We start from the raw sequence: 17,003 nt of genomic DNA, 5'->3' as shown, positions 1-17,003 counted from the left end.
TTTGCGCGTACTGGTAATCAAGACCTCATCCCTGGGCGACGTGATCCATGCCTTGCCGGCGTTGACCGATGCCGCGCGGGCGATCCCCGGCATTCAATTTGACTGGGTGGTGGAAGAAGGCTTCGCCGAGATTCCCACCTGGCATCCGGCGGTGGACAAGGTGATTCCGGTGGCGATCCGCCGCTGGCGCAAGAACCTCTGGCAGACCCTCAAGAGTGGCGAGTGGCGACGTTTCAAGCAGCGCATCCAGTCGACCAAATACGACTTGGTGATCGACGCCCAGGGCCTGCTCAAAAGCGCCTGGTTGACCCGCTATGTAAGGGCTCCCGTCGCTGGCTTCGACAAAAACTCTGCGCGTGAGCCGTTCGCGGCGCGCTTCTACTCCCGGCGCCTGGCCGTGGCCCGTGGGCAACACGCGGTGGAGCGTCTGCGCCAGTTGTTCGCCGTTGCGCTCGGCTATGACTTGCCCAAGGGCTTGGGCGACTACGGTTTGAGCGTCGACAAGCTGCTCGGCCTGCCGCCCAAGAAACCGTTCGTACTGCTGTTGCATGGCACCACCTGGGACACCAAGCACTGGCCCGAAGCCTACTGGCGTGAACTGGCCGAGCGCATGGGGCGCCTGGGCGTGGACGTGAAGTTGCCCTGGGGCAATGCCGATGAAAAAGCCCGCGCCGAACGCCTGGCCCAGGGCCTGCAAAACGCCGAAGTGCTGCCCAAATTGAACCTGGCCGGTGTCGCCCGTGTACTGGCCGGTGCCCGCGCCTGTGTGGCGGTGGACACCGGCCTCGGCCACCTGGCCGCCGCGCTGGATGTGCCGACCATTTCCCTGTTCGGCCCAACCAACCCGGGCCTCACCGGTGCCTACGGCAAGGGCCAGATTCACTTGGCCAGCGACTTCCCCTGCGCGCCGTGCCTGCAAAAGCACTGTACCTATCAACCGACAGCCGACGACTTGCGTCGGTTCGACATCAAGCGCGAGTCGCCCCTATGCTTCACGCGCTTGAACCCTGAGCGTGTGGCCAGCCGACTGAGCACGTTGTTATTGGCTGAGGAGCTGCACTGATGCAACTGGCTTTTGTTCTATACAAATATTTCCCCTTCGGTGGCCTGCAGCGCGATTTCATGCGCATCGCCCTGGAGTGCCAGCAGCGCGGCCACCAGATTCGTGTCTACACGCTGATCTGGGAAGGTGATATCCCGCCCGGCTTCGAAGTGCTGGTGGCACCGGTCAAGGCATTCTTCAACCACCGGCGCAACGAGAAACTCAGCGCCTGGATGGCTGCCGACCTGGCCAAGCGCCCGGTGGACCGCCTGATCGGGTTCAACAAAATGCCCGGGCTGGACGTGTATTACGCCGCCGACGGCTGCTTTGAAGACAAGGCGCAAAACCTGCGCCACTCGCTGTACCGCTATTTCGGTCGCTACCAGCACTTTGCCGAGTACGAACGTGCGGTGTTTGCCAAGGATGCCAAGACCGAAGTCCTGATGATTTCCGAAGTGCAGCAGCCGCTGTTCATCAAGCATTACGACACGCCGCTGGAGCGCTTCCACCTGCTGCCGCCGGGCATTGCCCAGGATCGCCGCGCACCGCCGAATGCCGCCGAGATTCGCGAGGGTTTCCGCAAGGAGTTCAACCTGGGCGACGACGACCTGCTGCTGGTACAAATCGGTTCGGGCTTCAAGACCAAGGGCGTCGATCGCAGCCTCAAGGCCGTGGCCGCGTTGCCGTCCGAGCTGAAAAAACGCACGCGACTGTTTGTAATCGGCCAGGACGACCCCAAAGTATTCCAGCTGCAAAGCGCGACGCTGGGGCTTGGGGACAACGTGCAGTTCCTCAAGGGCCGCAGCGATATCCCGCGTTTCCTGCTGGGCGCCGACCTGTTGATCCACCCGGCGTACAACGAGAACACGGGCACTGTGTTGCTCGAAGCCCTGGTGGCCGGGTTGCCGGTGCTGGTCTCGGCCGTGTGTGGGTATGCCCACTACATCGCTGAAGCCGACAGTGGCCTGGTGCTGGATGAGCCGTTCGAACAGCACCAGCTCAACCAGTACCTGACGCACATGCTCACCGACACTGCACAGCGCGCGGCGTGGAGCCGCAATGGGTTGGCCTACGCCGAGACGGCCGACCTCTACAGCATGCCGCAGCACGCTGCGGATGTGATTCTGGCGGAGCCAAAACGATGAAGTTGATTCTTGCCGAACCGTTCAAGACTTTGTGGGCCGGGCTTGATGCCTTTGCCGAAGTCGAGAAACTGCAAGGTGAAGTATTCCGTGAACTGGCAGCACGTCGCACCCTGCGCACCGAGGTCGACGGCCGTCCGTATTTCGTGAAGATCCACCGTGGCATCGGCTGGGGCGAAATCTTCAAGAACCTGATCACCGCCAAGTTGCCGGTGCTGGGTGCCGGCCTTGAGTGGTCGGCGATCCATCGCTTGCAGGCGCTCGGCGTGCCGACCATGACCGGCGTGGCCTTCGGCGAAAAAGGCAGCAACCCGGCGGACCAGCACTCGTTCATCATCACCGAAGAATTGGCGCCGACGCTCAGCCTCGAAGACGTCACCCTCAACTGGGTCGCCGAGCCGCCCGCGCCTGCGTTGCGTCACGCCCTCACGGCCGAGTTGGCGCGCATGGTCGGCGACATGCACCGGGGGGGCGTCAATCATCGCGATTGCTACCTGTGCCACTTCTTGTTGGACACCTCGAAACCCATCGACGCGAACAGCATCAAGCTGTCGGTGATCGACCTGCACCGCGCTCAACTGCGTGCCCACCTGCCGTTGCGCTGGCGCGACAAGGACCTGTCCGCGCTGTACTACTCGGCGCTGGACATTGGCCTGACCCGTCGCGACAAGCTGCGCTTCCTCAAGGGCTATTTCCGCCAGCCGTTGCGCCAGATCCTGGCCGAGCAATCGGCGTCGTTGAGCCTGATGCAGCGCAAGGCCGACAAGCTGTATGCGCGCAAGCAACGCTACGGGGATGCGATCTGATGGCGGGTTGGAACCTGGAACCTGCCTACGCCAACCTGGCGGTTGATTTTGGAAGCCTCGAAGCGGTATTCGCCCTGCAAGGCGAGCGACTGACCCGCGACCCGTTGTCGGAGGTGATCCGGGTAGAGCGGGGCGGGGTTAATTACTACGTCAAGCGCTACACCGGCGCCGGCAAGGGCCTGCGGCGTTACCTGGGCAAGCCGCGAGTCAAGTCCGAATGGCAGAACCTCAAGCGTTTCGCCAAGTGGGGCATCCCCACCGCTGACGTCGTGGCCTGGGGCCTGGAACGTAAAGGCCTGGCCTATGAGCGAGGGGCGATGATCACCCGCGAGTTGCCGAAAACCGAAGACCTTTCGGTGCTGGCCGAGCGTAATGATGCGCGCCTGCGCGATCCCAAGTGGGTTGACGCGGTGAGCCGCCAGCTCGCCGAATACACCCGCACTATGCACGATCACCGCTTTACCCATAACGACTTGAAGTGGCGCAACCTGCTGATCGATGACCAGTCCACGCTGTACCTGATCGATTGCCCCAACGGTGATTTCTGGCGCGGGTTCTGGCTCAAGTACCGTATCACCAAGGACCTGGCCTGCCTGGACAAGGTGGCCAAGTATCATCTGTCTGCCACCCAGCGCCTGCGCTTCTACATGCAATACCGTCAGCGCCGGCACCTGAGTGCATCGGACAAACAGCGTATTCGCCACGTGGTGAAGTTTTTCGAGGGACGCGAATGAGTGATTTCCTGGCGGCTGAAGACCGTGCGCTGCTGGAGCGCAACGGCCTGGCCACGTTCGATGCCCTGTGGGCCAAGCAGCTGGACGCGGTCGACGAGCCCAATACCAGCCGTGGTGGCTGGAGCAGTGTGTTTCGCCTTGAGCTCGACGGCCACGGCTACTACCTCAAGCGCCAGAGCAACTACCTGACGCGCAGCTTGCACCGTCCTTTTGGCGAGCCGAGCTTTTCCCGTGAATTTCGCAATATCAGCCGTTATCGCAAGCTTGGTATCCCCGCGTTGCAGGCAGCGTTCTACGGCGAGCGCAAAGTCGGCGGCGAGTACCGTGCGATGCTGCTTACCCGCGCGCTGGACGGCTGGAATGACCTGGACTCCTTGCTGGAGCAGTGGCCGCAACTGAGCGAGGCCCAGCACCGTGCGATCCTGCTGGCCTGCGGCCAACTGGCACGCCGACTGCACAGCGTCGGCCAGGTGCATGGCTGTTTTTATCCCAAGCATATTTTCCTGCAAGCGACCGGTGACGGTTATGCCGCGCAGTTGATCGACCTGGAGAAAACCCGCCCGCTGTTGTTCGGCTGGCGTGATCGGGTCAAGGACCTCGAACCCCTGCTGCGCCGTGCACCGCAGTGGTCGGACGCGCAGGTGCGTCAGCTGTTGGCCGCCTATCTTGATCAGCCTGAAGACAGCGCGCTGGTCGCGAGTTGGCTGCAGCGGTTGACGGCGCGGCGTAGCCACAAGGAGAAACGCTGATGCGCCTGTCCGAGCTAAAAAGCGCCGGCCGCGCTCCGAGCTTGCCCCTTACCCTTGACCTCGCGGATGCCGCAGGCCCCGGCCAACTGCAGCTGTTGAGTTTGCTGCGGGTGTTGCCGGGCGAGCGCTATGTCGGCGCAGCGGTGTGGCGCGGGCGTCCGGTATTGGCCAAATTGTTGGTGGGCAGCAAGGCGGCGCGGCATTTCCAGCGTGAGCTCAGTGGCGTGCGCCTGCTGGCCGAGCAAGGCCTGACCACGCCGTTATTGCTGGCCGATGGCTTGCAGGAAGGCGAGGGCGGCTGGCTGCTGTTCGAATTTATCGAGGGGGCCGAAAGCCTGGCGGATGCCTGGCAGGCCGTCGAAAGCTTGCCGCCGTTGGCTGACGAACAAACCGCCGTGCTTGCCGAAGCGCTGGGCGCGATCGCACAGATGCACACCAAGGGGTTGTGGCAGGAAGACCTGCACCTGGACAACCTGCTGCGCCAGGACGGCAAGCTGTACCTGATCGATGGTGCCGGGATCCGCGTCGAAGAGGCGGGCAAGCCGTTGTCGCGCAACCGTGTGCTGGAGAACCTCGGGGTATTTTTCGCCCAGTTGCCAAAAAACCTCGAGCCGTTCACCGAAGAACTGCTGGTGTACTACCTGCTGAGCAACAGCGAGCATGCCCTGCCGCTGGAGGCCTTGGAGAAACAGGTGCGCAAGGTCAGCGCCTGGCGCCTCAAGGACTTCTTGAGCAAGGTCGGCCGCGACTGCACGCTGTTCAGCGTCGTGCGCGGCGCGTTTGCCTTGCGCGCGATCCGTCGCGAAGAAGAGCCGGCAATGCTGCCCGTGCTGGAGCAGGCCGATACGCTGCTGGGCCAGGGGCATCTGTACAAGACCGGTGGCGCCGCCAGCGTGGCCAAGGTCGAGGTGGCGGGTCGGCCGCTGGTGATCAAACGCTACAACATCAAGGGCTTCGCCCATTGGCTCAGACGTTTCTGGCGCCCTAGCCGTGCCTGGCATTCCTGGCGCGAAGGCAACCGCCTGGCGTTCCTCGGTATCGCCACGCCCAAGCCGCTGGCCGTGCTGGAGACGCGCTTTTTCTGGCTGCGTAGCCGCGCCTACCTGATCACCGAATACCTGCCGGGCCCTGACATCATCGAACGCTTCGCGCCGTACGTTGAAAACGGTGCTGCGCCAGAAAACGAACTGCAGGCGCTTGATCGCCTGTTTGCGAACCTGATCCGCGAGCGCATCAGCCATGGCGACTTCAAGGGGCATAACCTGTTCTGGGACAAAGACCGCTGGTCGCTGATCGACCTTGATGCGATGTGCCAACACACCTCTGCCGCCAGCTTCGCCCCGGCATACGCCAAGGACCGTGCGCGGTTCATGCGTAACTGGCCTGAAGGCAGCGCACTCTACCAACTGATCGATCAGCGGCTGCCAACACTGTAGGCGCCGGCTCGCCGGCGATAGTCGTCTCACCGTCAACGCCATAGAGGCTGCACAACCGCTATCGCCGCACAGGCACCAAAAAGCGCTACCCACGATGCGAAGCGAGCCGGTCTCGATCCTGTTTTTGATCCTGTTTTTGATCCTGTTTTTGATCCTGTTTTTGATCTTGATCTTGATCTTGATCTTGATCGTGCTTTTGATTTCAGGCGCCCCATCAAACACGCTGGCCGGAATTCGACAGGGATTTGGGGGGTAAACCGGCAGGGATGCCGGTTTAGCCGCCCTGCGCCATGGAGGGCGCGTGGCGGCGGCCCCCCAAATCCCTGTCGGATTACGGGCACACCGAGCGTGAGCGAGGTGCCGAGTGTTGGGGCAAGAGCCTTTTGGTTACTTTGGGGCTCTTTTCCAAAGTGACCCGCTGTAAGAGCGGAACCCATAGCAGCCGTTGCCTAGATAACGGATATGTACTCAGTCTGATCCAACACCCAGGTCGGCTGTCAGGCCGCCTTCGCGGGCAAGCCCGCTCCCACATTTTTGGATCGCGGGGTGACAGTTAGAGAGTGGTCGGCTGTCGGGACGCTTTCGCGGGCAAGCCCGCTCCCACATTTTTGGATCGTGGGGTGACAGTTAGATAGCGGGCGGCTGTCGGGGCGCCTTCGCGGGCAAGCCCGCTCCCACAGTTTTGGATCGCGGGGTTGCAGTTAGAGAGTGGTTGGCTGTCAGGGCGTTATTGCGCGTTGATCAGCGTCGTACGGGTTTTGTATTTGCCCTGGATGACGTCCTCGCTGGCGAAGAAATACCCGTAGTCCTGCAGGTACATGACGGTGCTGGTCGCCTGGTAGTTATCCCCCGTGGCCGTGCAATTGAGCGCCTTCGCATTGCCACTCAGCGTCGAGTTGATGTTGCTGGCCGGCAGTTCGCGGGTTACGACACAGGTCGAATCGCGAGACAGCACGCGATCCTCTTCAGCGGTGTTTCGATTGAGCTCCTTGAGCTTGAACCCCAGCGTGGCGCCGATCGGCATCTGCTTCCAGTCGCCGGTGAAACTGAGTTGCTCGACGTTACTTGCCGCCGACACCTTCATTCCGCGTAAGTCGAAATCGCCTTGGAAGGTCAGGCTGAACAAGCCTCGGAATGTCGTGATGTTGCTGCTTGAGAATTGCGTCGCCCGGCGGATTTTAAGCGGGGTGTTTCCAGCGTCGGGCTCGATGAACACGTCAGTGCGCAAACTGGATGAACCCAGGTCGCGTTTCTCCATAAGATGGCGCAGGGGCTTGGTTGCAGCAGGCATTCCCAGTGCGGTGATGGCCTTCGTCACTGCTGCCGGGACCGGTTCGGGTGTCAGGGTTTGCTGGAGCTTGGTACGCGCAACGGCTACCGGCAACTGCGCAGTCGTCGGCGAGCACGCGGCCTTGAGCAGGGCCTGGGTGTCTGCCTCGGCGGCGCTGAAGGGCTGGTCTACGGGGACGGCGACCACATCGCCGAAGGTCACCGTATTTTTCGGCGTGAGGCTGAACGTAGCCAGCGTGCGATAGGTCTGGTGGCTGCAACTGACTTCCCAGTGCATGCGCGTCTGGGCGTAGGGCATCTTCTTGAGTTTGTTGGTCAGGATGAGCGGCTCATCGTAGGCGCCCCAGAGCTCCACTTTCTCGCCTACTTTCTTGAGGCTGGCATGGTCGATCAGCAACTGGCGTTGGGTGTCTGTCGTGCTGACGAGGCGCCAATCCGGGCGCGGCGTGCGGGCGCAAGCCTCGGTGAAGCTGGCGTTCTGTTGCAGTTCGCCAATCACCTCCGGCGTCAGGTTGCGCATGACGGTAATGCGCGTGGGTTGGCCGTCAGGGCCTGGGGTCCCGGGAGCCTCCATATACAACAGGCTCCCGCTCGGGGTGGCACAGGACGCCTGAAGCTGCGCGATATCCGGCACGGAGACGTTGTTGGTCAGCGTGACGTGAACCTGGTAACTGAGGTCGTCGCCGTCACGCATGATCGAGTCGGCCAGCAATGGCTTCTTGAGCATGTCTTTATACGGGGCATCGGCCGTGCCGCCGTTCTTCATGCCTTGCGCACCGCAACCACTGAGCAGGCCCAGGGCGACGAAAACCGCGATATGTTTCATGAGCGTTCCTTGCAGGGAGGCGAGGTGATCAGGGGATTTCGACCGCCCGCAGCGTTTTTTGTGCGGGGGGCTGATCAGAATTGGTACTCCGCGCCTGCCCCTGCATACCATGAGCGCCCGGGTGCTGCTTCGTAGTAGCGGTTGTTGCCGTCGCCGACGATCACCGAGCCGACGTACTGACGGTCGAGCAGGTTATCCAGGCGCAGGGTCTGGTGGAAGGTCCAGTGCTCGACTTTCTGCTCGAAGCGGGCGCGCCAGTTGAACACGCTGTAGCCCGGCGCGGCATGTTGGCTGTTGGTGTCCTCGACGTAGACCTTGCTGCGGTACAGGCCTTCGATTGCGGTACTGACCCAGTCGCGGGGTTTCCAGTTCAGCTCGGCGAACAGCGTGGTCTGCGGCACGCCGGGCAGGTAGTTGCCCTTGTCGACGGCGGTGCTGCCGCCGCTGATGAAGTCGCTGTCGTAGGTGGCTTGCAAGCGGGTGTAGGCGAGATGGGTGCTCCACTGTTCGCTGAGTTGGCTCTCGATGCCCAGTTCGAAGCCTCGGCGCAGGGTGCGGCCGGCATTTTGGTAACTGGTGCGGCCACCCAGGGATTGATAAACCACCAATTCATCCTCGGTGGTGATCTGGAAGACGGCGGCGTTGATCCGCGTGTTGTTGAGCTGGGCTTTCAATCCCACCTCGTATTGGGTGCTCTGCGACGGCTTCAGGCCGAAGTTGAACCCTTCGACGCTGCCCGGCGCGTAGGCCAATTCGGCCTGGGTCGGTGTTTCGAAACCTTTGCCGGCGCTGATATAACCGTGCAACTGCGGGGTGAAGGCGTACATCACGCTCATCGACGGCGTGTTCTTTTGATAGGTTTTGTTGCCGCTGGAATCGCCGTTGCTGAGGAATTGGTCGTCGACGTCCAGCTCCATCGTGCTGTGCCGGACGCCGGCTTGCAGGGTCCAGCGGTCGAGGGCCCAGTTAGCCTGAATGTACGGGTCCAGGCTGCGGGCGGTGTCGATTTCATCGCGGCGCAGCTCACCCTTTACCCCCAGGGCGCTGCCACTGTAGTTCTGATAACCGTGGCGACTGTCTTCGCTCTGGTCGAAGTCCAGGCCGGTGATGATCATCAAATCACCCGGGGCGCTCTCGATGGGTTGCATCCAGCGCACGCTGCCGCCGTAGAACTTGCGGTCAAATTGCACCACGCCACCGCCACGTTCGTTAGCGGGAGTGCCCCTGGGTATCGACAAGTACTGAATCACACTCCGCCGCCCCGTATACGCATTCACCTGCAGTGTCGCATCGCCGATATAGCGCTCGTAATTCATCCCCAGCTGCTGATGGTCGATGCTTTTTCGCGTGTTGTAGGTCAGTGCATTGGCGCTCACCGAGCGCGGATCGGCCTTGTACGCCGCCCACGTCTGCCCCAGTGGGTCCTGCGTGCCGTTCTGCTCCAGGCTGCTGTAGATCAGCGCCAGCTTGCTGTCGTCATCCGGCTGGAAGTTGAGCTTGGCAAAGGTCTGGTCGCGACGGGCGCTGCTGTGGTCGCGATAGCCGTTGGTGTCCATGCGCGAGGCATCGAGTACAAAACCCGCACCATTGGCGGCGCCCTCGGCGGTCAGGTGGTTCTTGTTCAGGCCGTCGCTGCCTACCAGGGTCTCGGCGCCGATGCGCGGTGGGCCTTCGCCGTCGCGGGAGAACATCTGGATCACGCCGCCGGCATTACTGCCATACAAGGTAGCGGCAGGGCCGCGCAGCACCTCGATGCGCTCGGCAGTATCGAGGTTGAACGTGGCCGCCTGGCCCTGGCCGTCCGGCGTGCTGGCGGGAATGCCATCGGCGATCAGCTTGATGCCGCGCACGCCAAAGGCCGAGCGGGCGCCGAAACCTCGGGAAGAAATCTGCAGGTCCTGGGCATAGTTCTGACGGTTCTGCACCACCAGGCTGGGCACGCGGGACAAGGCTTCGGAAGCATTGATGCCCAGTTGGCCATCGCTGATCTGCTCGCGGCGGATGCCATCCACCGAGTACGGCAGGTCGAACGCCGGGCTGGCGCTGCGCGAACCGGTGACCACGCTGGGGTCGAGCACCAGCGGTGCCTCGTCGGCGTGGGCGCCGTTGTACAGCCCCAAAATACCGGGGAGCAACAACATTAAACGAGTAGGGGCAACAGCTTTCATGAGCAAACCAACATCCATAGAGCGCGCAAAAGCGCGCGAGTTTAACGATTCAGCGGCCCTTTGCCGAATCTTCCCGCCGTTTGCCGACGCCTGTGTGTGTGATAGCCCTGGGTTAAGCTATTTCGCTTCTGCCAAAGGGAATTGCCCGTGAATCCTACAAAGAATCTTCTGCTCGCCGCCATTGTCCTTTCGACCGCAGGCTGCGGCACCATCAATACGGTATTTAGAGAAGACGCGGTGGCGAGCCAAAACCTCAAGGACTTGCGCAGCCATTGTGAGAACGTGCCGCGTGTTTACAGCGGCGTGGTGTATGACTTCTGCTTGCTCAATGGCGAACCCAACCCCAGAAAAAGCCTGAAGGACCAAGAGATCGCCACGCTTCCTTTCGTGTTCATCGATTTTGCGCTGTCGGGCGTGCTCGATACGTTGGTGCTGCCCTACACGGTCTATCGGCAGAACCAGGACGGCAGCATCGAGATTTTCCGTTAGTCTGCAGTGACAACCGGTCACCACATTCCCTAGATCATCCCGCTGCGTGTTTACGCTATAATCCCGCCCTTTAGCTGTTTCCTGCCCAGGCAGGAGGCACACTTTTTTCAGGCGCGACCCGCCTGCATGCAGACTAAAAGAGGCTAGACCCCTGTGGCATTGACGATTCTTGGCCTGTCCGGCGCCCTTAGCCATGATCCTTCCGCAGCCCTGTATATCGACGGCAAGCTGATCGCGGCCGCCGAAGAAGAGCGCTTCGTACGCGACAAACATGCAAAGAACCGCATGCCCTACGAGTCGGCGAAGTTCTGCCTGGAACAGGCTGGCATCAAGCCTTCCGACGTTGATGTGGTAGCGATCCCGTTCGCCCCGATCAGCCTGTTCGGTGAGGCGCGCTGGCACTACGCCAAGCGTTACTGGTACGCCCCGGACCGCGCCCTTGACGCGATCCTGATGGGCAACCGTCGCTACAAGCGCTATCGCAACAAGATCGTCTGGTGCCTGGAGCAACTGGGCTTCGATCCGAAGAAAATCAAGATCGAGCCGGTGGAACACCACCTGGCGCACGCTTCCAGTGCCTACCACTGCTCCGGCTTCCAGGAGAAAACCGCGATCCTCGGTATCGACGGTAAAGGTGAGTACGCCACCACGTTCTTCGGCTACGGCGAAAACGGCAAGATCCACAAGATCAAGGAATTCTACGATCCGGACTCCCTGGGCGGCCTGTACGGCGCAATCACCGAGTTCCTCGGTTTCGAGATGCTCGACGGTGAGTTCAAGGTCATGGGCATGGCGCCGTACGGCGATGCCAGCAAGTACGATTTCTCGCGCCTGGCTTCTTTCGAGAACGGTGAGCTGGTGATCAACACCGACTACGCCAACGTCATTGGCCTGCGCCGCTATAAAGAGAAAGGCAAGGGGTTCTACTTCTCGCCAAAACTGATCGAGTGGCTGGGCCCCAAGCGCGAAGGCGATATCGCCGACGAGCCTTACATCCACTACGCCGCCAGCATGCAGGCACTGTTCGAGAAACTGGCCCTGCAGATGATCGACCACTACCTGGGCGACATCCTGAAAGACACCGGCAAGCTGGCCTTCGCCGGCGGCTGTGCACTGAACGTCAAGCTCAACCAGAAGATCATCGCGCGTGACGACGTGAAGGAGCTGTTCGTACAGCCCGCGTCCGGCGATGCCGGCACCGCGGTGGGCGCGGCGGCCTACGTATCCCACGCCCGTGGTGTACCGGTCGAGAAGATGGAACACGTCTACCTCGGCCCGTCCTACAGCAACGAAGACGTGATTGCCGCGTGTGCCAAGCACGAGAGCAAGCCGAACTGGCGCAAGATCGAAAACATGCCCCAGCGCATCGCCAAGATCATGGTCGATGGCAACCCGGTGGCCTGGTTCCAGGGCCGCATGGAGTTTGGCCCGCGTGCCTTGGGCGGTCGTTCGATCATCGGTTGCCCTAGTGCGACCGGCGTGGCGGACCGCATCAACCACCAGATCAAGTTCCGTGAGCGCTGGAGGCCTTTCTGCCCGTCGATGCTCGACACCGTGGCGCCACAGATGATCAAGGTCGACCACCCCGCGCCGTTCATGACCTTCACCTTTGAAGTGGCGGAAGAATGGAAAACCCGCGTGCCGGAAGTGGTCCATGAAGATGGCACCTCCCGGGCCCAGGTGCTCAAGCGCGAATACAACCCGCGCTACTACGACATGATGAAAGAGCTGGAAGTGCTGACCGGCAACGGTGTGTCCCTGAACACCTCGCTCAACCGTCGTGGCGAAGCGATGATCTGTTCGCCGACCGACGCGTTGAACATGTTCTTTGGCTCCGACCTGCAGTACCTGATCATGGAAGACATCCTGGTCGTCAAGGACGGCGTGGACCCTTATGACGCCGTGGTCTAAATGCTGAACCGCTTCCAGGGTTGGCGTGAGCGTGGCTGGACGCCTGTCGAGGCCGAGGTTTACGCCCAGGCCTGGCAGCGGTTTGGCGGCAGCGTGGCGACCCATCCGCAGATTGTCGAGCGGTTGGCGCACCTGGCGCAGATTCCCGTGCGTTACCTGGGTTGGGAACAGGACGGCGAACTCAAGGGGGCGATTGCCACTTGGGGGCGCGACCTGGCCCTGTCCAAGGACGTGCTCAAACGCAGCGGCAAGAAAGGCCTGTTTGACTTGGGCAATGCCGAGATCATCCTGCCGATCGTCGCCGCTGCGCAGCTGCCCGTACGCCACCGTGGCCGCTACCTGTCAGCGTTGAACGAGGGCCGCATCAGCACCCTCAAGCCCCAGGCCGAGCAATTGGCCATGGCGCGTACCCCCGAAGAGCTGTCGAAGAAGTTTCGCTACAACCAGCGCCGCGAATTGCGCCTGCTGGAAGAAGCGGGCGGTGTGGTGCAGGCGGTGGGCGAGTTTTCCAGCGTGGAACTGGCGGCGATCTACTGTGATCTGTTCCAGCGCCGCTGGGGTTTTCCGGCCACGGGTGCCGAGCGCCTGGCCGAGGTGCTGGCCCTGCTCAAGGAGTTCCTGATCGGCTCGGTGCTGTTTCTCAACGACGCCCCGATTGCGGTACAGCTGGTGTACCGCGTCGAGGCGCCCGAGTGGATCAGCATCGAGTACGTCAACGGCGGTGTCGACCCTGAAACCCGTGCGTTCAGCCCCGGTAGCGTGCTGAGTTTCCTCAACACGCAAAGCGCCTGGGAACAAGCGCGGGCCGTGGACAAACCGCTGCGGTTCTCCTTCGGTCGTGCCGACCGCGAGTACAAGGAGCGCTGGTGCAACCCAGTGCCGGTGTTCAGCGTATGAGCCGCAAGCAGCAACTGCTCAAGCGCCACCGGCGCAATAAACGCATTGCGCTGCTGGTGGGTCTGCTGCTGTTGGTCGCGGCCGGTGTGCTGGTGGCCTGGTGGCTGCCACTGATCCTGGCGGTGGTGTTGTGGGTGGCCCACGAGGCCTGGTTTGCTGACCACCTGTTTTATTCGCCCAAGGATGACTACCAGTACAGTTTCTCGCCGAGTGGCCAGCAGGTCGGGTTGCGTCTGGAAGGCGGCAGGTTGCTGGCCGATACGCCGCTTGAACTGGCGGGCGATGAAACGCTGATCGTCGAGGTACAGCTCAAAAGCAACCTGTGGGGTCGTTTCTTTGATCCTGCGGTTGAGTGCCTGGACGATCGCCAGGCGTTCGAGCGCGGTGTGGCCGGCAAGCGTTACCTGAACCTCACAGGCTCGGCGCCAGCATTGGCTGCGGGTGAGCTGCGCCTGCGCGGTCGTTTTTGCCGCGTGATCGGCCAGCCTGTGTTGTGGGTATTTCGCCAGCCAGACGCTGCCCGCCAGCGGGTGATGGTGATCGCGCCCCATGCCGACGATGCCGAGTTAGCCGCCTTCGGCCTGTATGGCCAGGCGGATGAGAGCTGGATCGTGACCCTGACGGCAGGTGAAATCGAGGCCGAGCACTATCAAAAGATGGGCATGGCCAAGGCTGAAGCGGCGCGGATCAAAGGGCGCCTGCGCGCCTGGGACAGCATTGCCGTGCCGCGATGGGCCGGTGTGCCCGAGGCACAATGTGTGCAACTGGGCTACTTCTGCCTGCAACTGCCGGCCATGCGTGACGCTCCCGATCAACCCCAGGCATCCCGCGAAGCGCAGCTGGACGATACGCGGCTGTTCCGTCAGTTCAATGCCTTGGCGCTGCCAGGCGATGCGGACGGCGCTCCGACCTGGCACAACCTGATTGCCGACCTGCGCACGCTGCTGCTCAAGGCGCGCCCCGAGGTGATTGTGTTGCCGACGCCGGTGCTCGATCCGCACCCGGACCATATCTGCGCGCACACCGCCGTGGTGCAAGCATTGCAGGGGTTGGAGTGGCAGCCGACCACCTTGCTCGGCTATGCCAATCATCTGCATGATAACGACCGTTGGCCCATGGGGGATTCAGGCACCGGTGTTGCCTTGCCGCCGCAGTTCGATGCCGCTCAGGTACTTGAGCCCTATTGCCGCGTGCTGAGTCTGGGGCAGCAGCAGGACAAGGCCATGGCGCTGGGCATGATGCATGACTTGCAGCCCCGTGCACCGTTCAAGCGCCGGGTACGTCGCCTGTTGCAGCAATGGCTGGCCGGCCGTGGTCCATCGCCTTACGGCGAGAACGAATTTTTCCGCAAGGCCGTGCGCCGTCACGAGCTGCTTTGGGTGCTGAAGCAGGACTGAAATTGACTTTTTTCGTCGGGCTGCCCGCGTGTAGCAGCCCGATTGCCTCATGGAGTGATATGAAGCCTCGTTTCAAGGTTTTGCAGTTGCAGCCTGACTACAACGTCAAGCTCAATGATTTCGCCGATCTCGGCGAGCAGATCGTCAAGGCGTTGCCGACCGAGCGGTTCGAGGTGACGTCGGCCTTTCTCAGCGGGCGACCGCAGCCTGGCCAGCCGTTGAGCGTGGCCGATCATTCCAAATATTTCGAATTTCCCGAAAAGGCCCTCAAGGGCATTCGCCTGGGCGCCATGTGGGAAATCTACAAATATTGCCGCGAGCAGAAGTTCGACGTGGTCATCTGTAACCGCTTCAAGTCGGTGAACATGATGCTGTCGCTCAACCGCTGGTTGAAGATCCCGTTGTGCATCGGTATCTCCCACGGTTTCGGCGAGTACGAGCGCGCGTATCGCCGGCGCCAGACGCGTCGTTTGGTCAGCCCGGCCTGGCGCTTTGTCGGGGTGTCGGCGGCGGTCAGGGATTACTTGGTCGGCCTCAACTGCGGTTTTACGCCCCAGAACACCACCTTCGTCACCAACGCCATCGATATTCCGCAGGCCGAGGCCTTGCAATTGCCACGCGAGCAGGCGCGCCAGGCGCTCGGGTTGCCGCTCGACGCGCGGATCATCGGCGCATTGGGGCGCCTGGTGCCGATCAAGGGCCATACGCACCTGTTGCAAGCGTTCGCCCGCCTCAAGGACAAATACCCCAACGCCCAGGTCGGCATTATCGGCTCCGGCCGTGCCGAGGCGGATTTGCGCGCGGACATCGAGCGCCTTGGTCTCACCGGCCGGGCCCATCTGCTGGGTTTTCGCGAGGATGGCCTCAAATATGTGCGTGCCTTCGATATCTGGACCATGCCTTCCTTGCTTGAAGGCCTGGGCCTGGCGCTGCTGGAAGGCATGAGCGGACGCTTGCCGGTGATTGCCTCCAACGGGCCGGCCATGCTGCCGCTGGTTGAAGGGGCGGGCGGTTTGTCCCACGAGCCCGGTAATGTCGAGCAACTGACAGCGGCCCTGGACACGTACCTGGCCATGAGCGATGAGCAATTGCGCGCCAAGGGTGAACAGGTGTTCCGTTACCTGGAAGAAAACCACGCACTGGCTGAATTCCAGCAGAAGTACCTGAACCTCATCGAAACCGGTTTGAAAGAAGTAGGTAGAGCATGATAGCGCAACAACCCCTGGTCTCGGTGATTATCGCGTCCTACAACCACGGCCGTTACATCGAAGAGAGCATCCTCAGCGTGCTCGGCCAGACGTACCCGAATATCGAGCTGCTGGTGGTGGACGACGGCTCCAAGGATGACAGCGTCGAGCGCATCCAACGTCTGCAGGCCGAGCACGGCTTTGATTTCCAGGTACAGCAGAACCAGGGCCTGACCGCCACGCTCAACGGTGCTATCGCCCGCGCCAAGGGCAGCCTGATCGCACCGTTCGGTTCCGATGACATCATGCTGCCGGACCGTATCGCGACCCAGGTGGCCTATATGGTAGACAAGCCGAAGGTGGGCATGTGCGCCGGCAACATCGAACTGATCGATGGTGACGGCAACCTGCACCCGGAGAAAAAGCAGCGCCGCGACGTACCGTTTCGCAGCCTGGACTTCGACGACATGTTCATGGATCGCAAGCCTTTCCCGCCGGCACCGACCATGCTGATCCGCCGCGAAGTGCTGGAGCAGGTTGGCGGCTTCGACCCGTTGATTCCCCTGGAAGACCTGCTGATCCAACTGAAGATCACTGCTGCCGGCTACACGATCGACGCCCTCGGCGTGGTGATGGCGCAGTACCGGCAGCACGCGAATAACACCTACAAGAACCACCGCTACATGATCCAGAATATTCTCAAGACCTATGCCCAGTTCAGCGACCACCCGGCCTATGACGCGGTGCGCTACAACTTCCTGAACTCGATGTTCCTCAAGACGGCCGACCGTGATCGGCCACTGGCGCGGGAAATCCTCAAGCAGATCCCGCTGAAGTTCTGGGGGCGCAAGACCCTGCGCGGCTTGGTGCGGTTGTATCTGGCGCCTCTGAGGAAGTGAGGCGTTAGCAGAAATGAAAAAGGCGACTAT

14 protein-coding genes are annotated in these 17,003 nt (G+C 61.8%); 12 read left to right on the top strand and 2 right to left on the bottom strand.

Going from position 1 to position 17,003, the window contains the following annotated elements; all coding sequences use genetic code 11:
* The first annotated feature begins 1 nt into the window (after position 1).
* The 6 genes from waaC to CQ002_RS12545 are packed head-to-tail and all read left to right on the top strand — an operon-like array spanning position 2 to position 5,909.
* Positions 2-1,063: a lipopolysaccharide heptosyltransferase I gene (gene waaC / locus CQ002_RS12570; protein WP_034105807.1), complete on the top strand. Its 1,062-nt coding sequence runs from the start codon at positions 2-4 to the stop codon at positions 1,061-1,063.
* Positions 1,063-2,187: a glycosyltransferase family 4 protein gene (locus tag CQ002_RS12565; RefSeq protein WP_034105804.1), complete on the top strand. Its 1,125-nt coding sequence runs from the start codon at positions 1,063-1,065 to the stop codon at positions 2,185-2,187. Before waaC ends, CQ002_RS12565 begins: the two co-directional genes overlap by 1 nt.
* Entirely contained in the window at positions 2,184-2,990 is an 807-nt protein-coding gene (rfaP, locus tag CQ002_RS12560) for a lipopolysaccharide core heptose(I) kinase RfaP (RefSeq protein WP_034105802.1), read from the top strand. Before CQ002_RS12565 ends, rfaP begins: the two co-directional genes overlap by 4 nt.
* Positions 2,990-3,724 carry a lipopolysaccharide kinase InaA family protein gene (locus tag CQ002_RS12555; protein WP_034105800.1) on the top strand — a complete coding sequence of 245 codons (735 nt, stop codon included), beginning with the start codon at positions 2,990-2,992 and terminating at the stop codon, positions 3,722-3,724. Before rfaP ends, CQ002_RS12555 begins: the two co-directional genes overlap by 1 nt.
* Positions 3,721-4,473: a lipopolysaccharide kinase InaA family protein gene (locus tag CQ002_RS12550; RefSeq protein WP_069021305.1), complete on the top strand. Its 753-nt coding sequence runs from the start codon at positions 3,721-3,723 to the stop codon at positions 4,471-4,473. Before CQ002_RS12555 ends, CQ002_RS12550 begins: the two co-directional genes overlap by 4 nt.
* Positions 4,473-5,909, top strand: a complete 1,437-nt coding sequence (locus CQ002_RS12545; RefSeq protein WP_105161550.1) for a lipopolysaccharide kinase InaA family protein — start codon at positions 4,473-4,475, stop codon at positions 5,907-5,909. Before CQ002_RS12550 ends, CQ002_RS12545 begins: the two co-directional genes overlap by 1 nt.
* A 727-nt stretch (positions 5,910-6,636) precedes the next feature.
* Here CQ002_RS12545 and CQ002_RS12530 read toward each other — a convergent pair.
* A complete protein-coding gene (locus tag CQ002_RS12530) occupies positions 6,637-8,025 on the bottom strand; it encodes a surface-adhesin E family protein (protein ID WP_098465645.1) in 1,389 nt (462 codons plus the stop codon).
* Positions 8,026-8,099: 74 nt separating this feature from the next.
* Entirely contained in the window at positions 8,100-10,193 is a 2,094-nt protein-coding gene (locus tag CQ002_RS12525) for a TonB-dependent receptor (RefSeq protein ID WP_105161552.1), read from the bottom strand.
* A 147-nt stretch (positions 10,194-10,340) separates the two neighbouring features.
* On the opposite strand from CQ002_RS12525, the gene CQ002_RS12520 reads away from it, so the two are divergent.
* From CQ002_RS12520 to CQ002_RS12495, 6 genes are all read left to right on the top strand, one after another.
* On the top strand, positions 10,341-10,682 hold the full coding sequence (locus tag CQ002_RS12520; RefSeq protein ID WP_034105790.1) for a YceK/YidQ family lipoprotein: 342 nt from the start codon (positions 10,341-10,343) through the stop codon (positions 10,680-10,682).
* A 153-nt stretch (positions 10,683-10,835) separates the two neighbouring features.
* Positions 10,836-12,593: a carbamoyltransferase gene (locus tag CQ002_RS12515; RefSeq protein ID WP_034095562.1), complete on the top strand. Its 1,758-nt coding sequence runs from the start codon at positions 10,836-10,838 to the stop codon at positions 12,591-12,593.
* On the top strand, positions 12,594-13,490 hold the full coding sequence (locus CQ002_RS12510) for an antimicrobial resistance protein Mig-14 (RefSeq protein ID WP_105161553.1): 897 nt from the start codon (positions 12,594-12,596) through the stop codon (positions 13,488-13,490).
* Complete coding sequence (locus CQ002_RS12505; protein WP_034105785.1) at positions 13,487-14,887, top strand: PIG-L deacetylase family protein; 1,401 nt, start codon at positions 13,487-13,489, stop codon at positions 14,885-14,887. Before CQ002_RS12510 ends, CQ002_RS12505 begins: the two co-directional genes overlap by 4 nt.
* Before the next feature lie 59 nt (positions 14,888-14,946).
* Positions 14,947-16,095, top strand: coding sequence for a glycosyltransferase (locus tag CQ002_RS12500; RefSeq protein ID WP_034105783.1), 1,149 nt, complete (start codon positions 14,947-14,949; stop codon positions 16,093-16,095).
* Positions 16,092-16,973: a glycosyltransferase gene (locus tag CQ002_RS12495; RefSeq protein WP_105161554.1), complete on the top strand. Its 882-nt coding sequence runs from the start codon at positions 16,092-16,094 to the stop codon at positions 16,971-16,973. The genes CQ002_RS12500 and CQ002_RS12495 overlap by 4 nt, the downstream gene beginning before the upstream one ends.
* Positions 16,974-17,003 lie beyond the last annotated feature (30 nt).

The organism is Pseudomonas sp. MYb13 (assembly GCF_002980075.1).
Taxonomy (GTDB): Bacteria; Pseudomonadota; Gammaproteobacteria; order Pseudomonadales; family Pseudomonadaceae; genus Aquipseudomonas; species Aquipseudomonas lurida.
Note: the sequence above shows the minus strand (reverse complement) of the source record. Positions and strands in the feature narration are given on the sequence as shown.